17 protein-coding genes and 1 pseudogene are annotated in these 16,062 nt (G+C 40.2%); 3 read left to right on the plus strand and 15 right to left on the minus strand.

The window, feature by feature from the left end:
• Position 1 precedes the first annotated feature (1 nt).
• The 15 genes from QQK09_RS15220 to QQK09_RS15290 all read right to left on the minus strand — a co-directional run bounded on the left by QQK09_RS15220 (position 2) and on the right by QQK09_RS15290 (position 12,349).
• Positions 2-616 carry a cbb3-type cytochrome c oxidase subunit II gene (locus QQK09_RS15220; protein WP_284205015.1) on the minus strand — a complete coding sequence of 205 codons (615 nt, stop codon included), beginning with the start codon at positions 614-616 and terminating at the stop codon, positions 2-4.
• Positions 609-2,027, minus strand: coding sequence for a cytochrome-c oxidase, cbb3-type subunit I (gene ccoN / locus QQK09_RS15225; RefSeq protein WP_284205016.1), 1,419 nt, complete (start codon positions 2,025-2,027; stop codon positions 609-611). Before ccoN ends, QQK09_RS15220 begins: the two co-directional genes overlap by 8 nt.
• A 3-nt stretch (positions 2,028-2,030) precedes the next feature.
• Complete coding sequence (locus QQK09_RS15230; RefSeq protein ID WP_284205017.1) at positions 2,031-2,363, minus strand: c-type cytochrome; 333 nt, start codon at positions 2,361-2,363, stop codon at positions 2,031-2,033.
• Between the two features lie 175 nt (positions 2,364-2,538).
• Positions 2,539-3,054, minus strand: a complete 516-nt coding sequence (locus QQK09_RS15235) for a DUF3833 domain-containing protein (RefSeq protein WP_284205018.1) — start codon at positions 3,052-3,054, stop codon at positions 2,539-2,541.
• A gap of 1 nt (position 3,055) precedes the next feature.
• Positions 3,056-3,610 carry a chalcone isomerase family protein gene (locus tag QQK09_RS15240; protein ID WP_284205019.1) on the minus strand — a complete coding sequence of 185 codons (555 nt, stop codon included), beginning with the start codon at positions 3,608-3,610 and terminating at the stop codon, positions 3,056-3,058.
• Positions 3,570-4,124 (minus strand): DUF2878 domain-containing protein, encoded by a 555-nt coding sequence (locus tag QQK09_RS15245; RefSeq protein ID WP_284205020.1) that lies wholly within the window; start codon positions 4,122-4,124, stop codon positions 3,570-3,572. The genes QQK09_RS15240 and QQK09_RS15245 overlap by 41 nt, the downstream gene beginning before the upstream one ends.
• A 63-nt stretch (positions 4,125-4,187) precedes the next feature.
• Entirely contained in the window at positions 4,188-5,432 is a 1,245-nt protein-coding gene (locus QQK09_RS15250; protein WP_284205021.1) for an SAM-dependent methyltransferase, read from the minus strand.
• On the minus strand, positions 5,422-6,180 hold the full coding sequence (locus tag QQK09_RS15255) for a DUF1365 domain-containing protein (protein ID WP_284205022.1): 759 nt from the start codon (positions 6,178-6,180) through the stop codon (positions 5,422-5,424). Before QQK09_RS15255 ends, QQK09_RS15250 begins: the two co-directional genes overlap by 11 nt.
• Positions 6,177-7,433 carry an NAD(P)/FAD-dependent oxidoreductase gene (locus QQK09_RS15260; protein WP_284205023.1) on the minus strand — a complete coding sequence of 419 codons (1,257 nt, stop codon included), beginning with the start codon at positions 7,431-7,433 and terminating at the stop codon, positions 6,177-6,179. The genes QQK09_RS15255 and QQK09_RS15260 overlap by 4 nt, the downstream gene beginning before the upstream one ends.
• Positions 7,430-8,152, minus strand: a complete 723-nt coding sequence (locus QQK09_RS15265; protein WP_284205024.1) for an SDR family NAD(P)-dependent oxidoreductase — start codon at positions 8,150-8,152, stop codon at positions 7,430-7,432. Before QQK09_RS15265 ends, QQK09_RS15260 begins: the two co-directional genes overlap by 4 nt.
• On the minus strand, positions 8,149-8,574 hold the full coding sequence (locus tag QQK09_RS15270; protein WP_284205025.1) for a nuclear transport factor 2 family protein: 426 nt from the start codon (positions 8,572-8,574) through the stop codon (positions 8,149-8,151). Before QQK09_RS15270 ends, QQK09_RS15265 begins: the two co-directional genes overlap by 4 nt.
• A 15-nt stretch (positions 8,575-8,589) precedes the next feature.
• The gene (gene phrB / locus QQK09_RS15275; RefSeq protein WP_284205026.1) at positions 8,590-9,987 is read right to left on the minus strand and encodes a deoxyribodipyrimidine photo-lyase; all 1,398 of its coding nucleotides are present in this window, start codon (positions 9,985-9,987) and stop codon (positions 8,590-8,592) included.
• A gap of 86 nt (positions 9,988-10,073) precedes the next feature.
• Positions 10,074-11,030 carry a YbgA family protein gene (locus QQK09_RS15280; RefSeq protein WP_431312603.1) on the minus strand — a complete coding sequence of 319 codons (957 nt, stop codon included), beginning with the start codon at positions 11,028-11,030 and terminating at the stop codon, positions 10,074-10,076.
• A gap of 52 nt (positions 11,031-11,082) precedes the next feature.
• Positions 11,083-11,742: a ChrR family anti-sigma-E factor gene (locus tag QQK09_RS15285; RefSeq protein ID WP_284205028.1), complete on the minus strand. Its 660-nt coding sequence runs from the start codon at positions 11,740-11,742 to the stop codon at positions 11,083-11,085.
• Positions 11,735-12,349, minus strand: a complete 615-nt coding sequence (locus QQK09_RS15290) for a sigma-70 family RNA polymerase sigma factor (RefSeq protein ID WP_284205029.1) — start codon at positions 12,347-12,349, stop codon at positions 11,735-11,737. The genes QQK09_RS15285 and QQK09_RS15290 overlap by 8 nt, the downstream gene beginning before the upstream one ends.
• A gap of 514 nt (positions 12,350-12,863) precedes the next feature.
• On the opposite strand from QQK09_RS15290, the gene QQK09_RS15295 reads away from it, so the two are divergent.
• The 3 genes and pseudogenes from QQK09_RS15295 to cydX all read left to right on the plus strand — a co-directional run.
• Positions 12,864-14,432 carry a cytochrome ubiquinol oxidase subunit I gene (locus QQK09_RS15295; protein WP_284205030.1) on the plus strand — a complete coding sequence of 523 codons (1,569 nt, stop codon included), beginning with the start codon at positions 12,864-12,866 and terminating at the stop codon, positions 14,430-14,432.
• Positions 14,433-14,441: 9 nt separating this feature from the next.
• Entirely contained in the window at positions 14,442-15,581 is a 1,140-nt protein-coding gene (gene cydB / locus QQK09_RS15300) for a cytochrome d ubiquinol oxidase subunit II (protein WP_284205031.1), read from the plus strand.
• Positions 15,582-15,594: 13 nt separating this feature from the next.
• A pseudogene (gene cydX, locus QQK09_RS15305) lies at positions 15,595-15,708 on the plus strand (cytochrome bd-I oxidase subunit CydX); the annotation flags it as partial.
• Positions 15,709-16,062: the final 354 nt, after the last annotated feature.

The following is a 16,062-nucleotide window of genomic DNA, read 5'->3' on the forward strand; positions in this document are numbered from 1 at the left end:
ATTAATGCTCCTGATCACTGGCTGTATCATTGCCTAAGCTTTGTAAGTATTGAATCAAAGCCTCTCCTTTTGTCACCCCTTTCACTTGAAGGCGTGCTTTATCTATTTCGTTTTCTGTGTAAGGTACGCCTAATTTTCGTAGGACACGCATCTTACTTTCAATATCATCTCCGGAGAGTACTTGGGTGAATAACCATGGGTAGGCGGGCATTATTGATGTAGGTACTACTTTTCTTGGGTTCATAAGATGTATGCGTTGCCATTGTTCTGAGTATTTTCGACCAATATTGGTCAAATCAGGGCCTGTTCTTTTTGAACCCCAGAGGTTTGGAAACTCATATATGTCATCACCTTCTTTATTAGCACGCCCATTACGTTTCACTTCAGGTTCAATACCACGCACCATTTGTGTGTGGCAAACATGACAGCCCTCACTAATATAAACATCTCGCCCCGCTAACTCTAGTGGGGTTAATGGTTTAGCCAAAGAAGTTGCTATTATCTCATCGGTGCGAACTAAGTTTGGAACGATAAGCACTAATATGGAAAAACTAGCCACGACAATGGTCGATATAATGAGGATAAATACCGATTGTGTAAAATCTTTACTAAGCATCAGCTGAACCCTCCTTACTTACAGAGCTATTCATCGATACTGTTTTATATAAGTTAAAGACCATTATCAGTAACCCGAATACAAAACACGCACCACCAAAAAATCGAACAAATAACCATGGAGCTTTGAAATCCATCGCTTCAACAAAGCTATAGACAAGCGAACCATTCTCTTGTTGTGCTAACCACATATAACCTTCACCGATACCAGCAACCCAAAGGGCAATCGCGTACAGTGCGATACCGATATGTGCTAGCCAAAAATGCAATTTAATCAGTTTGTTCGACCAAAGTTGCTCTTTACCCCAAAGTCTTGGAATAAAGTAATAGAACATCGCAATGGCAGACATACCCACCCAGCCTAAAGCTGCAGAGTGCACATGGCCGATAATCCACTCGGTATTATGTGCGATCATATTAAACCAGCGTATTGCTAGTAATGGACCTTCAAGTGTCGCTAGGCAGTAGTAGAGAATCGCTGACATGAAAAACAGCATAATATAGTCCGTTTTTAGCTTCTCTTTGTTTTGTAATAGCGTCATCGCGCTGTTAAATGCCCCGGCCCATGAAGGTAACCAGAGAATAAGTGACATCACAATACCTATGTTTTGTACCCACACAGGAACGGATGAATAAACTAAGTGATGTGTTCCTGCCCAAGTATAAAAGCCAACTAACCCCCAGAAATGTATGACTGATAAGCGGTAGGAGTATATGGGACGCTCTGAAACCTTAGGGATGAAGTAGTAGTTCATGCCAATCACACCAGCCGTGAGGAGAAAACCAACTGCATTATGTCCCCACCACCATTGTACAATGGCATCTTGAGCCCCTGAAAAGACCGAGTATGACTTGGTTAATGATACTGGCATTGCTAAGTTGTTGATAACGAATATAAGTGTGACAACAATAATGAATGCACCATAAAACCAATTAGAAACGAAAATGTGGTGTACTTTTCGTTTCGCTATTGTGCCAAAAAATAATATTGCATAAAGCACCCAAACTAAACCGATAAGTAAGTCGATAGGCCACTCTAATTCGGCATATTCCTTGGTCGACGTATATCCTAAAGGTAGTGTAATTAGTGCGAGTAGTAGCACTAACTGCCATCCCCAAAATACCATCCATGATAAGCTTTTGTTAAATAGCCTTGTTTGGCCTGTTCGTTGTACTATGTATAACGATGTTCCCATTAACATATTAACCACAAAACCGAAGATAACCCCTGAAGTATGCAGCGGTCTTAATCTTCCAAACTGTATATATTCAGAATCAAAATTAAGTACTGGCCAATATAGTTGAGCCGCCAGCATTACCCCAATTAACATGCCTGCAATAGACCATGCGACTGCTGCTATAATGAAATATTTAACGACCTTGATATCATACTTATCCATCCCTGATGACATATGTTATTCCTCTTCCTTTGGTGTACCAAGCACAGAGAAGTAATAGGCAATATCTTTAATATCTTGATCGGATAAGGCATCCGCTTGCTGTTGCATTAAAATAGCTAAACCGCTATTTCTTTGGCGTGTCTGGTAATCTTTCAGGGAGGAGATCAAATAGCCAACTTTCTGACCGCGTAGGTTAGGGTAGGGATCAATATTAGAAATACCATCTTCGCCATGGCAAGTCATACACACTTTAGCTTTTTGCTTGCCAACTTCAAAAGAAGGGGAATAGTCAGCTTTCGCACCTAGTGAAATTAACAGGGTGAGCACTAACAAGGTGATTGCTTTCATAAGTGTATCTCTTAGTTTTCAATACTATTAAAACTAGACTAAGCAATTTTTTTTACAACTTTTATGTCAATATAATATTTATTTAGCCTGATTGAACAGTGATTACTGTTAGTTCTATGGCAATTAACTGAGTGCCATTTTCAATGGGGATGTCACTTTGGCATTTTTTATAAAGTTATTTTGATATGACCAAAATAACTTCACCAACAGTGATCCCCCATTTTTTTATGTAACTGCGATTGATTACGACTTGCTCATCTATTTGGTATAACCAATCATCAAAAGTCACGCGATAGATACTGTCGTCAACTGTAAGGTCGAGTTGATAATCCCAATGTAATGCAAAACCAGCACTTTGCCCTTGTGCTTCACCGACAATATCACCTGCTGTCCCTGTATAACGACCGTCTGCTAGTTTATTGATAATCCATGTTCTTTCTGTTTTTTCACCGTCATCAAAAACAAACCACTCTGCTAATGTACCTTGGGTGTTTTCCCAGCTGCCTATCATCTCGACACTAAAGCGTCGCGTTACGGTGCCGGATCTATCGAGCACAATCCCCTTTGCTTGTAGTGGACCATTAAAAAAGGTTTTTACATCAAATTCGGGATTACTATTGTTGTAATCAGTTAGGTTTTGACTGCAGGCCGTTAGCATTAAGCTTGAAATTATAATCAACAATGTTTTCATTTTATTCCCCTAATAATTGTTGGCGAAGCTTAGGCTCACTGGTGTTTTTGGATAACCAAATAGATAAAAAAGCTTCGGCAAACTGTTGGTTATCAACGCCTCCCAATAACTTATTATTATGATAAAAATAACCGCTACCATCATCTTCAACCATAAACAGGAGTTGATCGCCTTTTTTGATGTCAGGCCACAAATTATCGAGCTGATTTAACCAACCGTTATATTGTGTATTGTTGAAAGCTAATTTTTGCCACTCTTTTTCAGTCGCACTAATGAGATGATCTTTATCGATATCTTTTTGATAAATGATGTTTAGCGCTTGCGGATATTGTGCTTGTTTATAATCACCCGTTGGGCTGTAAAGTGAGGCTTGGTAGAGATCGATAAATAACCAAGACATCTCGCCCTGTCCAACCATTTTTAAATCCTGAGTAAGGTGAGAGCTCGCACTGCTAAAGTTACTTGTCATCAACAGCGTAATAACAAGTACAAAATGGGAAGATGGTTTGACTATTTTATTGCAAATTGTCGCTAACATTTTGGTTAATATTTTCATCACAGAACACCCTATTAAATAATGCTATTTCTATATATACGGGTAATAGGGTTGCCCAGATCACAGCCATTGAAAATAAACTAAGGGTTAGATTTTGGTGTAATGTTACCGCGCCAAATTGCGCGCCTGCATAATAGCTCAAAGTACCAAAAATGGCGCCGAACAGTATGCGTCCGTAACCAGGTAAGTTACTCAGCCAGCTCATGCCATGGTTTAAAGCAAGGGCGAAGTGAGCCCATAATAAAATTAACCAGACCGGAATGAACAGCGTTTCAGGAAAGATATAAATGCCTAAAAAGGTCAGTAAGAAATCACCTAATGAGCCGAGTAGAGTAATACCAAGCATTGTTAATAGGTCTGCCTCTCGAGTTGGTGTGAGCAAAAAATGCAAGCACAATGATATAAGCAACAGAGTCATGGTTTGTTCGGTATAAAAAACAGCGACAAACCAAATAACCTGAAACCAGATAAAATTAATCCAAGAAAATAGTTTTTTATTGAGTGCTATCTTCATCGTTAACTCCTGTTGCTTAATACATACGGTGCTGTGGTGATACTTTTGATAGCTGAACTATTGTTAGCAATCACGATAATCAGGCTTCGCTGCGATTAAATGCACCGTGCTGATTCGGCGTTCCAAGAATGCCCCCTCACAATAGCTAAAATAAAACTTCCACAGGCGGATGAAGTTATCATCGTAGCCCAACTGTTTTACTTTTTCTAATGCACCATCGAAGCGTTGATGCCAATGATTAAGCGTTTTTGCGTAGTCTTGGCCAATATCATGTAGCCCGGTTACCACCATATCGGTTTTATTGCTGACTTTATCTGTCATCACGTTGATCGAAGGTAAGCAACCGCCTGGGAAGATATAACGCTGTATAAAATCGACGCCTTTACGGTAGCTATGGTAACGCTGATCGGAAATAGTGATCGCTTGAATGAGCATCTTGCCATGTGGCTTAAGGTGCTTATTACAGGTTTCAAAAAAACTTGAAAGGTATTCATGTCCTACCGCTTCAATCATCTCTATTGAGACCAATTTATCGTATTGCCCCTCAAGTTGGCGATAATCCTTTTTAAGTAGCGTGATTTTGTCGTTTAGTCCGAGTGCTTCGACACGTGCTTTAGTGTAATCATATTGTGCGTCAGAGATAGTGGTAGTAGTGACTTGCACGTCATAATGTTGCGCCGCATAAATAGCCAATGCGCCCCAGCCTGTGCCTATTTCTAATAATGTTTCTCCTGCTTTTAGGTCTAAGCGCTGACAGATAGTCTCTAGTTTATGCAGTTGTGCTTGCTCTAGGTCGGCGTTGTTATCTGGGTAGATAGCACTTGAATAAAGCATCTCTTTATCCAGAAATTGTTCATACATATCATTACCTAGGTCATAATGCTCTAAAATGTTTTTCTTAGATCCAGACTGAGTATTCTTACGTGCGCGATGATAAAACCAACTTGGAATCGCCATAAAGCGTGCAAAGCGCTTCTCTAATTTATCCAGTGCTGACTGTTCACGTGCTAATACTTGAATCACTTTGGTCAAATCAGGGCTGCTCCATAAACCTTGTATGTAAGCTTCACCCGCACCAATGCTGCCACCTAGTAACATTTTTGTGTAACAGCTTAGATCATGAATAATGATTTTTGCGTGTAATTTGGCTTGGCTATTTCCTAAATGAAACTGTTCATGTTGCTCTTCAAAGGTGAGGTAGCTATTTTTCATGTCACCTAAAAATGAGATGATTAACTTTTTAGCCGTTTTATCAAACAATCCGATTGAGCTGTCGCTATTGGTTAATGCTAGATTTTCAGTTGGCATTGCTTTTCTCCTTTTTTGAGTGCGCAATATAAGGCACACCTTTTATATATAATTTGAGTGCTTGCCAATAGATGCCTAGTACTGTTTTTAGGGTCATCATCGGAATCGCTAATAGATTTTTGAGCAAATTATTATTGGTAAATTCTTGTCGAGTCATCGCGACACTAGCGATAAATAGTTTCTTTTGTTCATGGTGAAGCGAAAAATTTTCTATGCTCAATGAAAGTTGCTCTGCAGGGGCTTTAATGCGCCAGTGATATTTCATGTCGAGATCCATAAATGGGGAAACATGGAATGTTTTTTCACATTGTTGTTCACTGGCCATATCAATCAGGTAATACTGGCGCTCATTCCAAGGTGTATTGCTTACCTCGGCGAGTAAATAAATTAAGTTGCCCTGTTGGTCATAACAGTAATAGCTATTGATAGGGCTAAAATAGAGACCAAAACAACGCATCTGTCCAACAAATAACACTCTTCCTGGTTGGCGATGTCCACCTAATTCAGTGACTTTATTCCATACATCCTGTTTGCTTATCTGTTTTTTGTTGTACAGGTAATCTGCACCACAAAAACGCAGTGGGGCAAAGCTATCGGTTTTAAAGTAACGTCCCATTTTATTTAGCGTTGGCAGTTCATCAAGGTCGATCGCCAAAAAGAAGATGCGGTAGCTAAATTTATGTTTACGTGGGCTAAAGCGTTGATGAAACACTTCGCCTTGATAAATACAGGAGTTGAGTTGGTTCATAACGTCACCCCAAAGCGCTTGCAGACATCTAATGCGCTATTAACACCATCTTCATGGAAACCGTTATACCAATAGGCGCCCGCGAAATGGGTATGTTGTTGACCACAAATCAGTTCACGTTGCTGCTGTGCCGCTATGCTTTGAGCATTAAAGATAGGGTGTTCGTATTGATATTTACCTAATACCTTTTCACTGCTAATGAGTTCAGTTTGGTTCAACGTGACGCAAAAATCAGGCGCGCCTTTTTTTAAGCATTGCAGAATATTCATATTGTAAGTCAGTGCAGTAGGGCGCTGATTATCACTATTAAGGTGATAATTCCATGCAGCCCAAGCACCTCTTTTTTTCGGTAATAGGCTGATGTCTGTGTGTAGCACTACTTCATTATTTTGGTACTGCAGTCCGCCTAATACCTGTTTCTCATTGTCACTTATATCGTTTAGCATCTGCTTTGCTTGATTGCTATGACAGGCTAAAACGATCTCATCAAATTGCTGCCATGGGCCATTATTCACTTTTAGTTGAATACCACCCTCAATACGCTCAACGCTTGTGACCGGTGAGTTAAGATGAATTTTATCTTGGAAGCTCTCGCATAAAGGCGCGACATATTGTTTGGAACCGCCTGGAATGACATACCATTGTGGTCGATTGGTGATACTCAATAATCCATGGTTATAAAAAAAGCGGATGAAGAAGTACAGTGGAAATGCCTCCATATCCTTTAAGCTAGATGACCAAATCGCAGCCCCCATCGGTAAAATGTAGTGATTAGCGAAATAGTCATTAAAATTATTTTGCTGTAAGAAATCACCTAAGTTTTGCTGTTTATCTATCTTTTGGCTTAGCCATGCGTCATTGCATAAGCGATTAAAACGCAAGATTTGTTTAATCAGCATTAAAAACTTAGGGTTGAATAGATTACGTCGTTGCGCAAACAGACTATTAAGATTGGTGCCGCTGTATTCAAGCCCGCTATCTTGATTACTGACACTAAAGCTCATCTCTGTGGCTAAACGTCCCACGCCAATTTGTGCTAATAACTTTTCAAAATTTGGGTAGGTTCGATCATTAAAAACAATGAAACCTGTGTCAATCTGCCAAGACTCACCTGCGACAGTGACGGTTTTGGTTGCCGTATGGCCGCCAACATATTCACCCGCTTCAAAGAGGGTAATATCATGTTCTTTATTAAGCAGGTAGGCACAAGTTAGGCCTGAAATACCACTGCCAACGATTGCAATTTTTTTCATTTTTGTAACGTCCTTGCTGAAAACAGTTGCCACCAACTATCTGGCAGCAACGATAAGGTTTTTAGGATATAGGTAAATTTTTTTGGGAAATGGATATCAAATGTGCGCTTTTGTAAGCCATTAACAATTTCTATCGCTGCTTGTTCTGCGCTTATTTGCATCGGCATTTTGAAATCATTTTTATCGGTTAATGGGGTTTTGACAAATCCGGGACTGATTAAACTAACATCGATTTTCTGTGCCTTAAGGTCTAGTGCTAAGGTGCGTGCTAAATAAGCCACACCCGCTTTGCTTGCGCCATAGGCTTGGGCGCGGGAGAACGCGAGAAAGCTGGCACTAGATCCTACTAATGCTAATTGACCGCCAGTGGGGATTTTCGGAATCAGTGCGCCTAAGCAGTAGCCCATTGAAACTAAGTTGGTATTGATGACGCGGGCAAAAAGTTTTCCATCAAAATGTTTAGCATCATCGATATACTCACAACTACCCGCATTTAGGATGACTAAATCCAACGCCGTTAAATGTTGGAGTTTTTCACTTACTTGCAACTCATCACAAAGGTCTACAGCAATAACGTCTATGTTTTGGTAGGTTGCCAATTGTGCTAATTTTTGTTCGTTGCGCCCACAAGCAATAATATGATGACCTTGCTTTTGATAGTTAAGACATAGTGCTTCACCAATACCTGAGGTTGCGCCTGTAATAAGGATATTTTTCATTTTCCAGCCCTCTTTTTAATACTTTTAATCACGGGGCCAACCACAGGCAACTGTTCATAAAGCATTTGACCTAAATCGAGGTAATCACGGTGTTTATCTATTTTGTTTGAAAAGGTTAAATGAGAGCAGCCATCAACGGCTATTTTTTTACCGTTTTTGATTTTTTGATGGGAGTATTCCATGCGCCATACTAAGCAAGCTTCACCCGGCTGCTGAACAACATGGTTTATCTGAAAGTGGCAATATTCCATATTTTTGTAGAGGTTTTCAAAATACAGCGTCAGTGCGTCGATCCCTTTCACTTCATGAATAGGGTCAGTGAACAGCACATCGTCGCTATAAACCTCTTTCAAGCGTATTAAGTTATCTTTATTGAGGTTCTGATATAACGTACAAAAATCGTCTAACAATGTGTTGTTCATCTTTGATCCTTTCAATTACCCTTCTTGTTGTCCGGTCGCTTTGAGTACCGAGAAAGAGAGTAATGCGCGTTGCCTTGCAAATTTATGTTCAACAATTGCCTCAAAGGGCTGGTGTATCTGTTTATCGTTGAGCGCTTGTCGTTGCTGTAGTCGGTTGTTTAAATAGATACGAATGAACTTTCCATTTGGATCAAATCGTTGACTCTGTAAGGTAGGATTAAATATACGAAAATAGGGCTGTGCATCACATCCGGTACTTGCTGCCCACTGCCAGCCTCCATTATTTGATGCAAAATCACCATCGACTAAATGTTGTTTGAAATATTTTTCACCCCAACGCCAATCAATAAGCAGATGTTTGGTTAAAAAACTCGCGCATACCATACGTAGGCGATTGTGCATCCAGCCGGTTTGATTAAGCTGTTGCATCGCAGCATCTACGAGAGGGTAGCCTGTCTCGCCTGCGCACCATGCTTTGAAATCTTGCTTTGAATTTAACCATATAATATTTTTGGCCTTAGTATTGTAGTTTTCACCTTTTCCAATTCTAGGATTCAGTACCATGATATGACGGTAAAATTCTCGCCATAGAATTTCATTTAGCCAGATCACTGGACCCGTCGCATTACCATCAAGCAGCGTAGGGAATGCTTGTAACAGGTAATAAACGCATTGCTTGGCACTAATAATGCCAAGTGCTAAGCAGGGGCCTAACTGTGAGGTTGCCGATAACGCGGGAAAGTCTCTATTTTGGTGGTAATCTTCAACCTGAAAGTCGATGAATTTTTGCAATAGTTGGTAGGTATCACTTTCACTCGCGGGCCAAGCACTGCTCTCTTTTTTATCCAGTGCAATGGTAATGCTTGGGTTTTCAATTGCTTTACCCTGTGCGGTGGGGGCTGGGTAGGGTTGTAGATTGACGCGATCACGTAATAATTTTAAACAGCAGTTTTTAAAAGGGGTAAAGACTTTATACATCTCGCCTTGCTGAGTGAGTACTTCACCGGGATTGATCAAGCAGTCTGCCTGATATAACTGCAGGCTCTGTTGACCATTTTGATTAAATAGTTGCTGTACCGCAATATCACGATTTATCTCATCGACTTCAACTTCGCTGTTCGCATAGATATTGGTAATGTTATGTTGTTTGCAAAATTTCGATAACTGCTGCGGTATATCAGCAAAGGTTTCAACTTCGATAACATGTAAAACAATACCTAGTTTTCCTAAGCCATGACTTAAATGATTTAATGCGCGTTGCATCAAGTCGATTTGAATGGGGGCAACATCATGCTGTTGCCATTGTGACGGTGTGACAAAATAGATTGCGGCAGCAGGGCCATTTAAACAACATTGGTGAAGTGCCGGATTATCATTGAGGCGTAAATCTTTACGAAACCACATTAACTGCATTCAAAATTTCCTTATTCGAGCTTTGCGTACCTAGCTTCGAGCATCGAATTTTGTAGTTCGTTGCTCGCAACTCCTAGTCCGCAGGCTTAGTGGTTATAACGTAACTTCAACTCATCTGGATGAGGATGTAGGTATATTTGTTGCTGCAGGTAAGCATCCGGGTAGATTTTAAGATAATGGTTTATCAGAGTAATCGGTGCCATTAGTGGCAGTAACCCTTCACGGTACTGGTCAATAATTTCAGCTAAATCGGTACGTTGTGTGCTGTCTAAGTTACGTTTAAAGTAACCTTGCAGATGAGAAAGGGTATTACTGTGACTTTTACGGTTTGCTAGCGTACCTAATATTTCCATAAACAGAGCGATATATTTAGGTGCAATCTCTTGTGCTGTTTCACCGGTGCCACCTAACATTGGACCAAGCTTGTAATAAAGGGCAGCGTTATGCGCCATTAGCAGGTATTTATGTTGTGCGTGAAATGACATTAGCTTGGACATGGTGACGCCAGATGCAACGAGGCATTTCCAATGATGATAAGCGATCACACGCGTAATAAAGTTCTCGCGTAATAAGCTATCATTTAAACGTCCATCCTCTTCAACCGGTAATAGAGGGTGGTCTTTCATAACGCGTGCAGCAAAGACACCCACACCATCACGCTGCCCATTATTGGTACCCGCTTGATATAGTGTTACACGTTCCATGCCACAACTTGGAGATTTAGCGCAAAATACATAACCACTTAAGTGATCTAATGTTGCACTTGTTTTCTCAGAAAATTCATTAAGTTTATCAGTAACATCAAAACTACCATCACTGGCAACTACACGAATAATATCTTCATCTTTTATAAGTCTAATGGCACGTCTTGGTGTACCTAAACCGATACCCATTTCTGGGCATATCGGTTCAAAATCAAAATGATTTGCTAATACTTGTTGGCAATATTTGCTCTGTTTATGTCCGCCATCAAAGCGCACCTCTTGTCCTACAAGGCAGCTACTAATGCCGACTTTAATCGGGGTACTACTCATTTTATTGATCGGAACGCTTTGTTGTTCTGTCATAGGTCATTTTCCAAAGTGGTTAAAGCTGTTAATAGATAAATTTACCCAATGGGTTTAATACTTTACTCATACCACTCATGAAATGTAGTGGTGCATCTTGCACCGTATAACATAAGCAGCCTTGCTCTGTTTTTGGAGAGTGCTTCACATCGCCTGATAATAAAATGAAATCACCTTTTTGATAAGTACCATGCTCATCACTGAAACTACCCGCTAACAGCAGTGTTAACTCATAACCTTTGTGTTGATGTGCAGGGATCTCTCCACCCTGCTTAATATGTAATAAGCTAGCGCGTACATCTTGTTCATCATTAATAACTCTAGCACGATTAATGGTGCCAAAACCTGACCACTTTAGCTGTTCAAAAGAGCGAAATGCAGTCGGAAGAGTGTAGGTCTTGCCCTCTAAAGAAACACTATTGTTCGCCTTCTTTTTATGTAGGGTCTTAGTTTTTGGAGCCTCAATAGGTGTTGCTAAGATACATTGCAGCATATCGTCAAAATTTGCTTCTTCGACATTGTCAGCGTCCCAAGCTTGTTCTGCTTGCTGTGCAACAATTCGCTGCTCTTTCTGTTGACATTGTGGGCACATTTCAAGATGTGCACTAATCGCAATAGACAATGAAAAAGCTAATTCACCACTACTGTATTGTGCTAATAACTGTTCGTTTGGATGATGCTTAATCATGGTCGACCTCCAATGTTGTTTTTAATTTAGAAAGCGCTAAGCGTAATCTAGACTTGACGGTTCCTAAGGGGATTTTTAATAAGCTAGCCACTTCTGGCTGACTTAACTCCTTAATATACAGAGCCTCTACAACATCCCTTTGCGGTTTTGGTAGGCTATTAATATGTGCTATCAGATTACGTGATAATAGGTGATCCTCTTCAATTACCTCTTCATCCTCTAGCATCGGCCATAAATCATCACTCACTTGGTCCTCTTTTTGAGTCATTTTTTTACGTAACATATCAAAACAGTGATTACGCATGATGGTGTAGATCCACGTTGTTGCTTTGCCTTTTTCTGCATTAAACAACGTTGCTTTACGCCACACCAATAACATCGTTTCTTGCACGAGTTCTAATGCTTGGGCTTCTTGCCTGAAACGCTGTAAACCAAAAGCACGAATTTTCGGAGAGAAATGTTTAAATAGTATCTCGAATGCTTTTTTATCTTGATGATTAGCAACATCACACAGTGCCTTTTGGATGCTATCGTTTTCATCGTTTTCTGAAATAGTATTTAGTTTATTCAATCGGTTATCCGTTGTTACATGTTTAAGAATTATCATTTTATTATCCATGTAGTATAGGTATAAACATGACAATTGATACGTTTGTTCTCTCAAAAAGGATCACTGTACTCTTAAATTTCTGTACATTTATTGTGAAAGGTTCGTTGCAGCTATTTAACCATACAAATAGTATGTTAAATAAAGGTAATAAAGTAGTGTGATTGATGTAGCATTAATGAAAGATATTGAATATAATTCAAAAAATACAAGGTACCTAATAATGGTTACTATTTATGCATCGTCGGGCTGTCACACTGCTCCTCTGATTTTAGTGTTGTACTTTTCTGTGAATAAGTAATATTTGAGAGTGGGTTGCCTTTCAAAAGAGGTTTTTAAATTGTATTAATTGGTCATTCTATGACGATATTAAGACTTAAACTGCCTATTACCTCTACTCCAGTTCTGTTTTGGATCTCCGCGATTTTTATTAGGGATCATCTATCTATTGATAACAGTCTATTCAGATGCGTAACGAATCAAATTATTTTTTTAAACTTTAGGAGAAAAACAGATGGATGACATTGTAGATCTATCGCGATTTCAATTTGCGATGACCGCTATGTATCACTTCTTATTTGTACCATTAACACTAGGTCTAGCATGGATCTTAGCGATAATGGAGTCACTGTATGTGATGACAAATAAGGAAATATATAAGGATATGACCAAGTTTTGGGGTAAGTTGTTTGGTATCAACTTTGCACTAGGCGTGGCAACAGGTTTAACCATGGAGTTCCAGTTTGGTACTAACTGGGCTTATTACTCGCATTACGTTGGTGATGTATTTGGTGCGCCGCTTGCGATTGAAGGCATGATGGCATTCTTCTTAGAATCGACTTTTGTTGGTCTATTTTTCTTTGGTTGGGATCGACTAAGCAAGCTGCAGCATTTGACCGCTACGTGGTTAGTTGCGTTAGGTTCAAGTATGTCTGCATTATGGATTCTTGTCGCTAATGGTTGGATGCAAAACCCAGTGGGTGCTGAGTTTAACTATGAAACGATGCGTATGGAGATGACTAGTTTCGCTGAAGTTGTTTTTAACCCCGTTGCACAGGTTAAATTTGTTCATACCGTTGCTTCTGGTTATGTTGCAGGGGCGATGTTTGTTTTAGCAATCAGCTCTTATTACCTACTAAAAGGACGTGATGTTGGTTTTGCTAAGCGCTCTTTTGCCATCGCTGCGGCGTTTGGTCTTGCGGGTATTACATCAACGATCATTCTTGGTGATGAAAGTGGCTATGAAGTAGGTGATGTACAAAAAGTGAAATTAGCAGCAATAGAATCTGAATGGGACACCCATCCAGCGCCTGCTGCATTTACTATGATCGGCCTACCTAACCAAGAAGAACAACGTACTGATTACGCAATAAAAATACCCTATGCATTAGGTATTATTGCAACGCGTTCTATTGATGAAGAAGTGACAGGTCTTAAAGACTTGATGGCTGAACATGAAGTACGTATTCGTAACGGTATGATCGCTTATGGTCTTCTCGAGGAACTGCGAGCAGGTGATACTTCTGATGAAAAAGTAGCGGCTTTTGACGCGGTTAAAAATGATTTAGGTTACGGTTTACTGCTGAAAATATATGCTCCAGATGTTGTTAATGCAACGGAAGAGCAAATTCAGATGGCAGTAGAAGACAGTATTCCAAGTGTTGCGCCTATGTTCTGGAGCTTCCGTATAATGGTTGGTGCAGGGATAGTCATGCTATTTATCTTCCTCTTCGCTTTCTATCAATCGGCACGTAACCGTATTGGCGAAAATAAACGGTTTCATAAAATCTGTTTATACGCTTTACCGTTACCATGGATTGCGATTGAAGCGGGGTGGTTTGTTGCCGAGTATGGTCGCCAACCTTGGGCTATTGCTGAAATCTTACCGACATCGGTGGGGGTTTCAGGAGTATCCGTTGAACAAATCTGGTTCAGTATTATCTCTATTGCTGCTTTCTATACCATTTTATTAGCTGTTGAGATGTTTTTAATGTTCCGTTTTGCACGTCTTGGTCCAAGCAGTTTGAAAACAGGCCGCTACCACTTCGAGCAACCAGAAAACAGAATAGAACAAAAGGGATAGGGATTTATTATGTTTGATTATGAAACGTTAAAATTACTTTGGTGGCTACTAATTGGCGTTCTGTTGATTGGTTTTGTTATCACTGACGGTTTCGATATGGGCGTAGGTGCACTACTACCTGTTATCGGTAAAACTGACGATGAGCGTCGTATTATGATAAATAGTATTGCGCCACATTGGGAAGGTAATCAAGTATGGCTAGTACTTGCAGCAGGTGCTATTTTTGCTGCTTGGCCAGCTGTTTATGCGACTGCTTTTTCTGGGTTTTATGTTGCAATGATGCTGACGCTATTTGCATTGTTCTTTAGACCAGTAGGCTTTGATTACCGCAGTAAACTAGCAGATCCACGCTGGCGTAAAAGCTGGGATTGGGGAATCTTCGCCGGTAGTACCGTACCACCAATCGTTTTTGGTGTTGCTTTTGGTAACTTATTGCAAGGTGTTCCTTTTGTATTGGATGACTTCTTACGTGCACAGTACTTAGGTAGTTTCTTTGGGCTACTTAATCCATTTGCTCTTTTAGTGGGTGTATTTAGTTTATTGTTATTTGTAATGCAGGGTGCAACTTGGTTACAAATGAAAACAGAAGAAGAGCTACATGCACGTGCTCGTCGCGTTATTTTTGTAGTCGCACCATTAGCGACCGCGCTGTTTGCGCTTGCTGGTATTTGGTTATATTACGCGATAGATGGTTATGTGATCACTCAAATCGGTGATCTTAGTGGTCCATCTAATCCGCTATTAAAAACAGCTGAACTTCAGCAGGGTGCATGGTTCTTGAACTATGAAAAATACCCAATCATGATGCTAGCACCTGCATTAGGATTATTGCTTCCGCTGTTAGCGGTAGTCGCGACTAAGTTCAATCGTGCTGGTTTTGCCTTTTTGTTTAGTAGCTTGACACAAGCTGCGGTATTGATGACCTTTGCATTAAGTATCTTCCCATTTGTTATGCCATCAAGCATTGACCCAAGCATGAGCTTTACAGTTTGGGATGCGGCATCAAGTGAGATGACACTAAATATTATGACCATGGCAGCGGTTGTGTTTTTACCTATTATTTTACTCTACACAAGTTGGGGTTATTTCAAAATGTTCGGACGTCTTGGTAAAGAGTATATGGCTAAATATAAAAATTCAGCGTATTAATTAGGGGTATTTTATGTGGTATTTTGTATGGGTTTTAGGGGTGTTATTAGCCTGTGCGTTTGGCATCATTAATGGCCTTTGGTTTGAACAAACTGAAACTAATGAGAAAGAACGTAAGCTTGCAGAAGCGAATGAAAAAGCGAATCAAGCAGTCGACACAAACAAAGCAGAATAGATCTGATTTGTTCGACGTATAAAAAAGGGAGCCAATGGCTCCCTTTTTGCTATCTCTATATTGTAGATACTCTGTTTAAGCGCAAGGTATTTGATGCCGACACGCCAAAGGTGTTGCTTCTGACTTTCGCTGCTCGCAACCCTAAGCTTGAAAATCGTCGGGCTAAAGCCGCGACCTACAAAATATTAAGCTTTACTTGTCGGGCTAAAGCCGCGACCTACAAAATATTTAGCTTCACTTGTCGGGCTAAAGCCGCGACCTACAAAATATTTAGCTTCACTTGTCGGGCTAAAGCCGCGACCTACA

The organism is Psychromonas marina, assembly GCF_030161115.1.
Classification (GTDB): domain Bacteria; phylum Pseudomonadota; class Gammaproteobacteria; order Enterobacterales; family Psychromonadaceae; genus Psychromonas; species Psychromonas marina.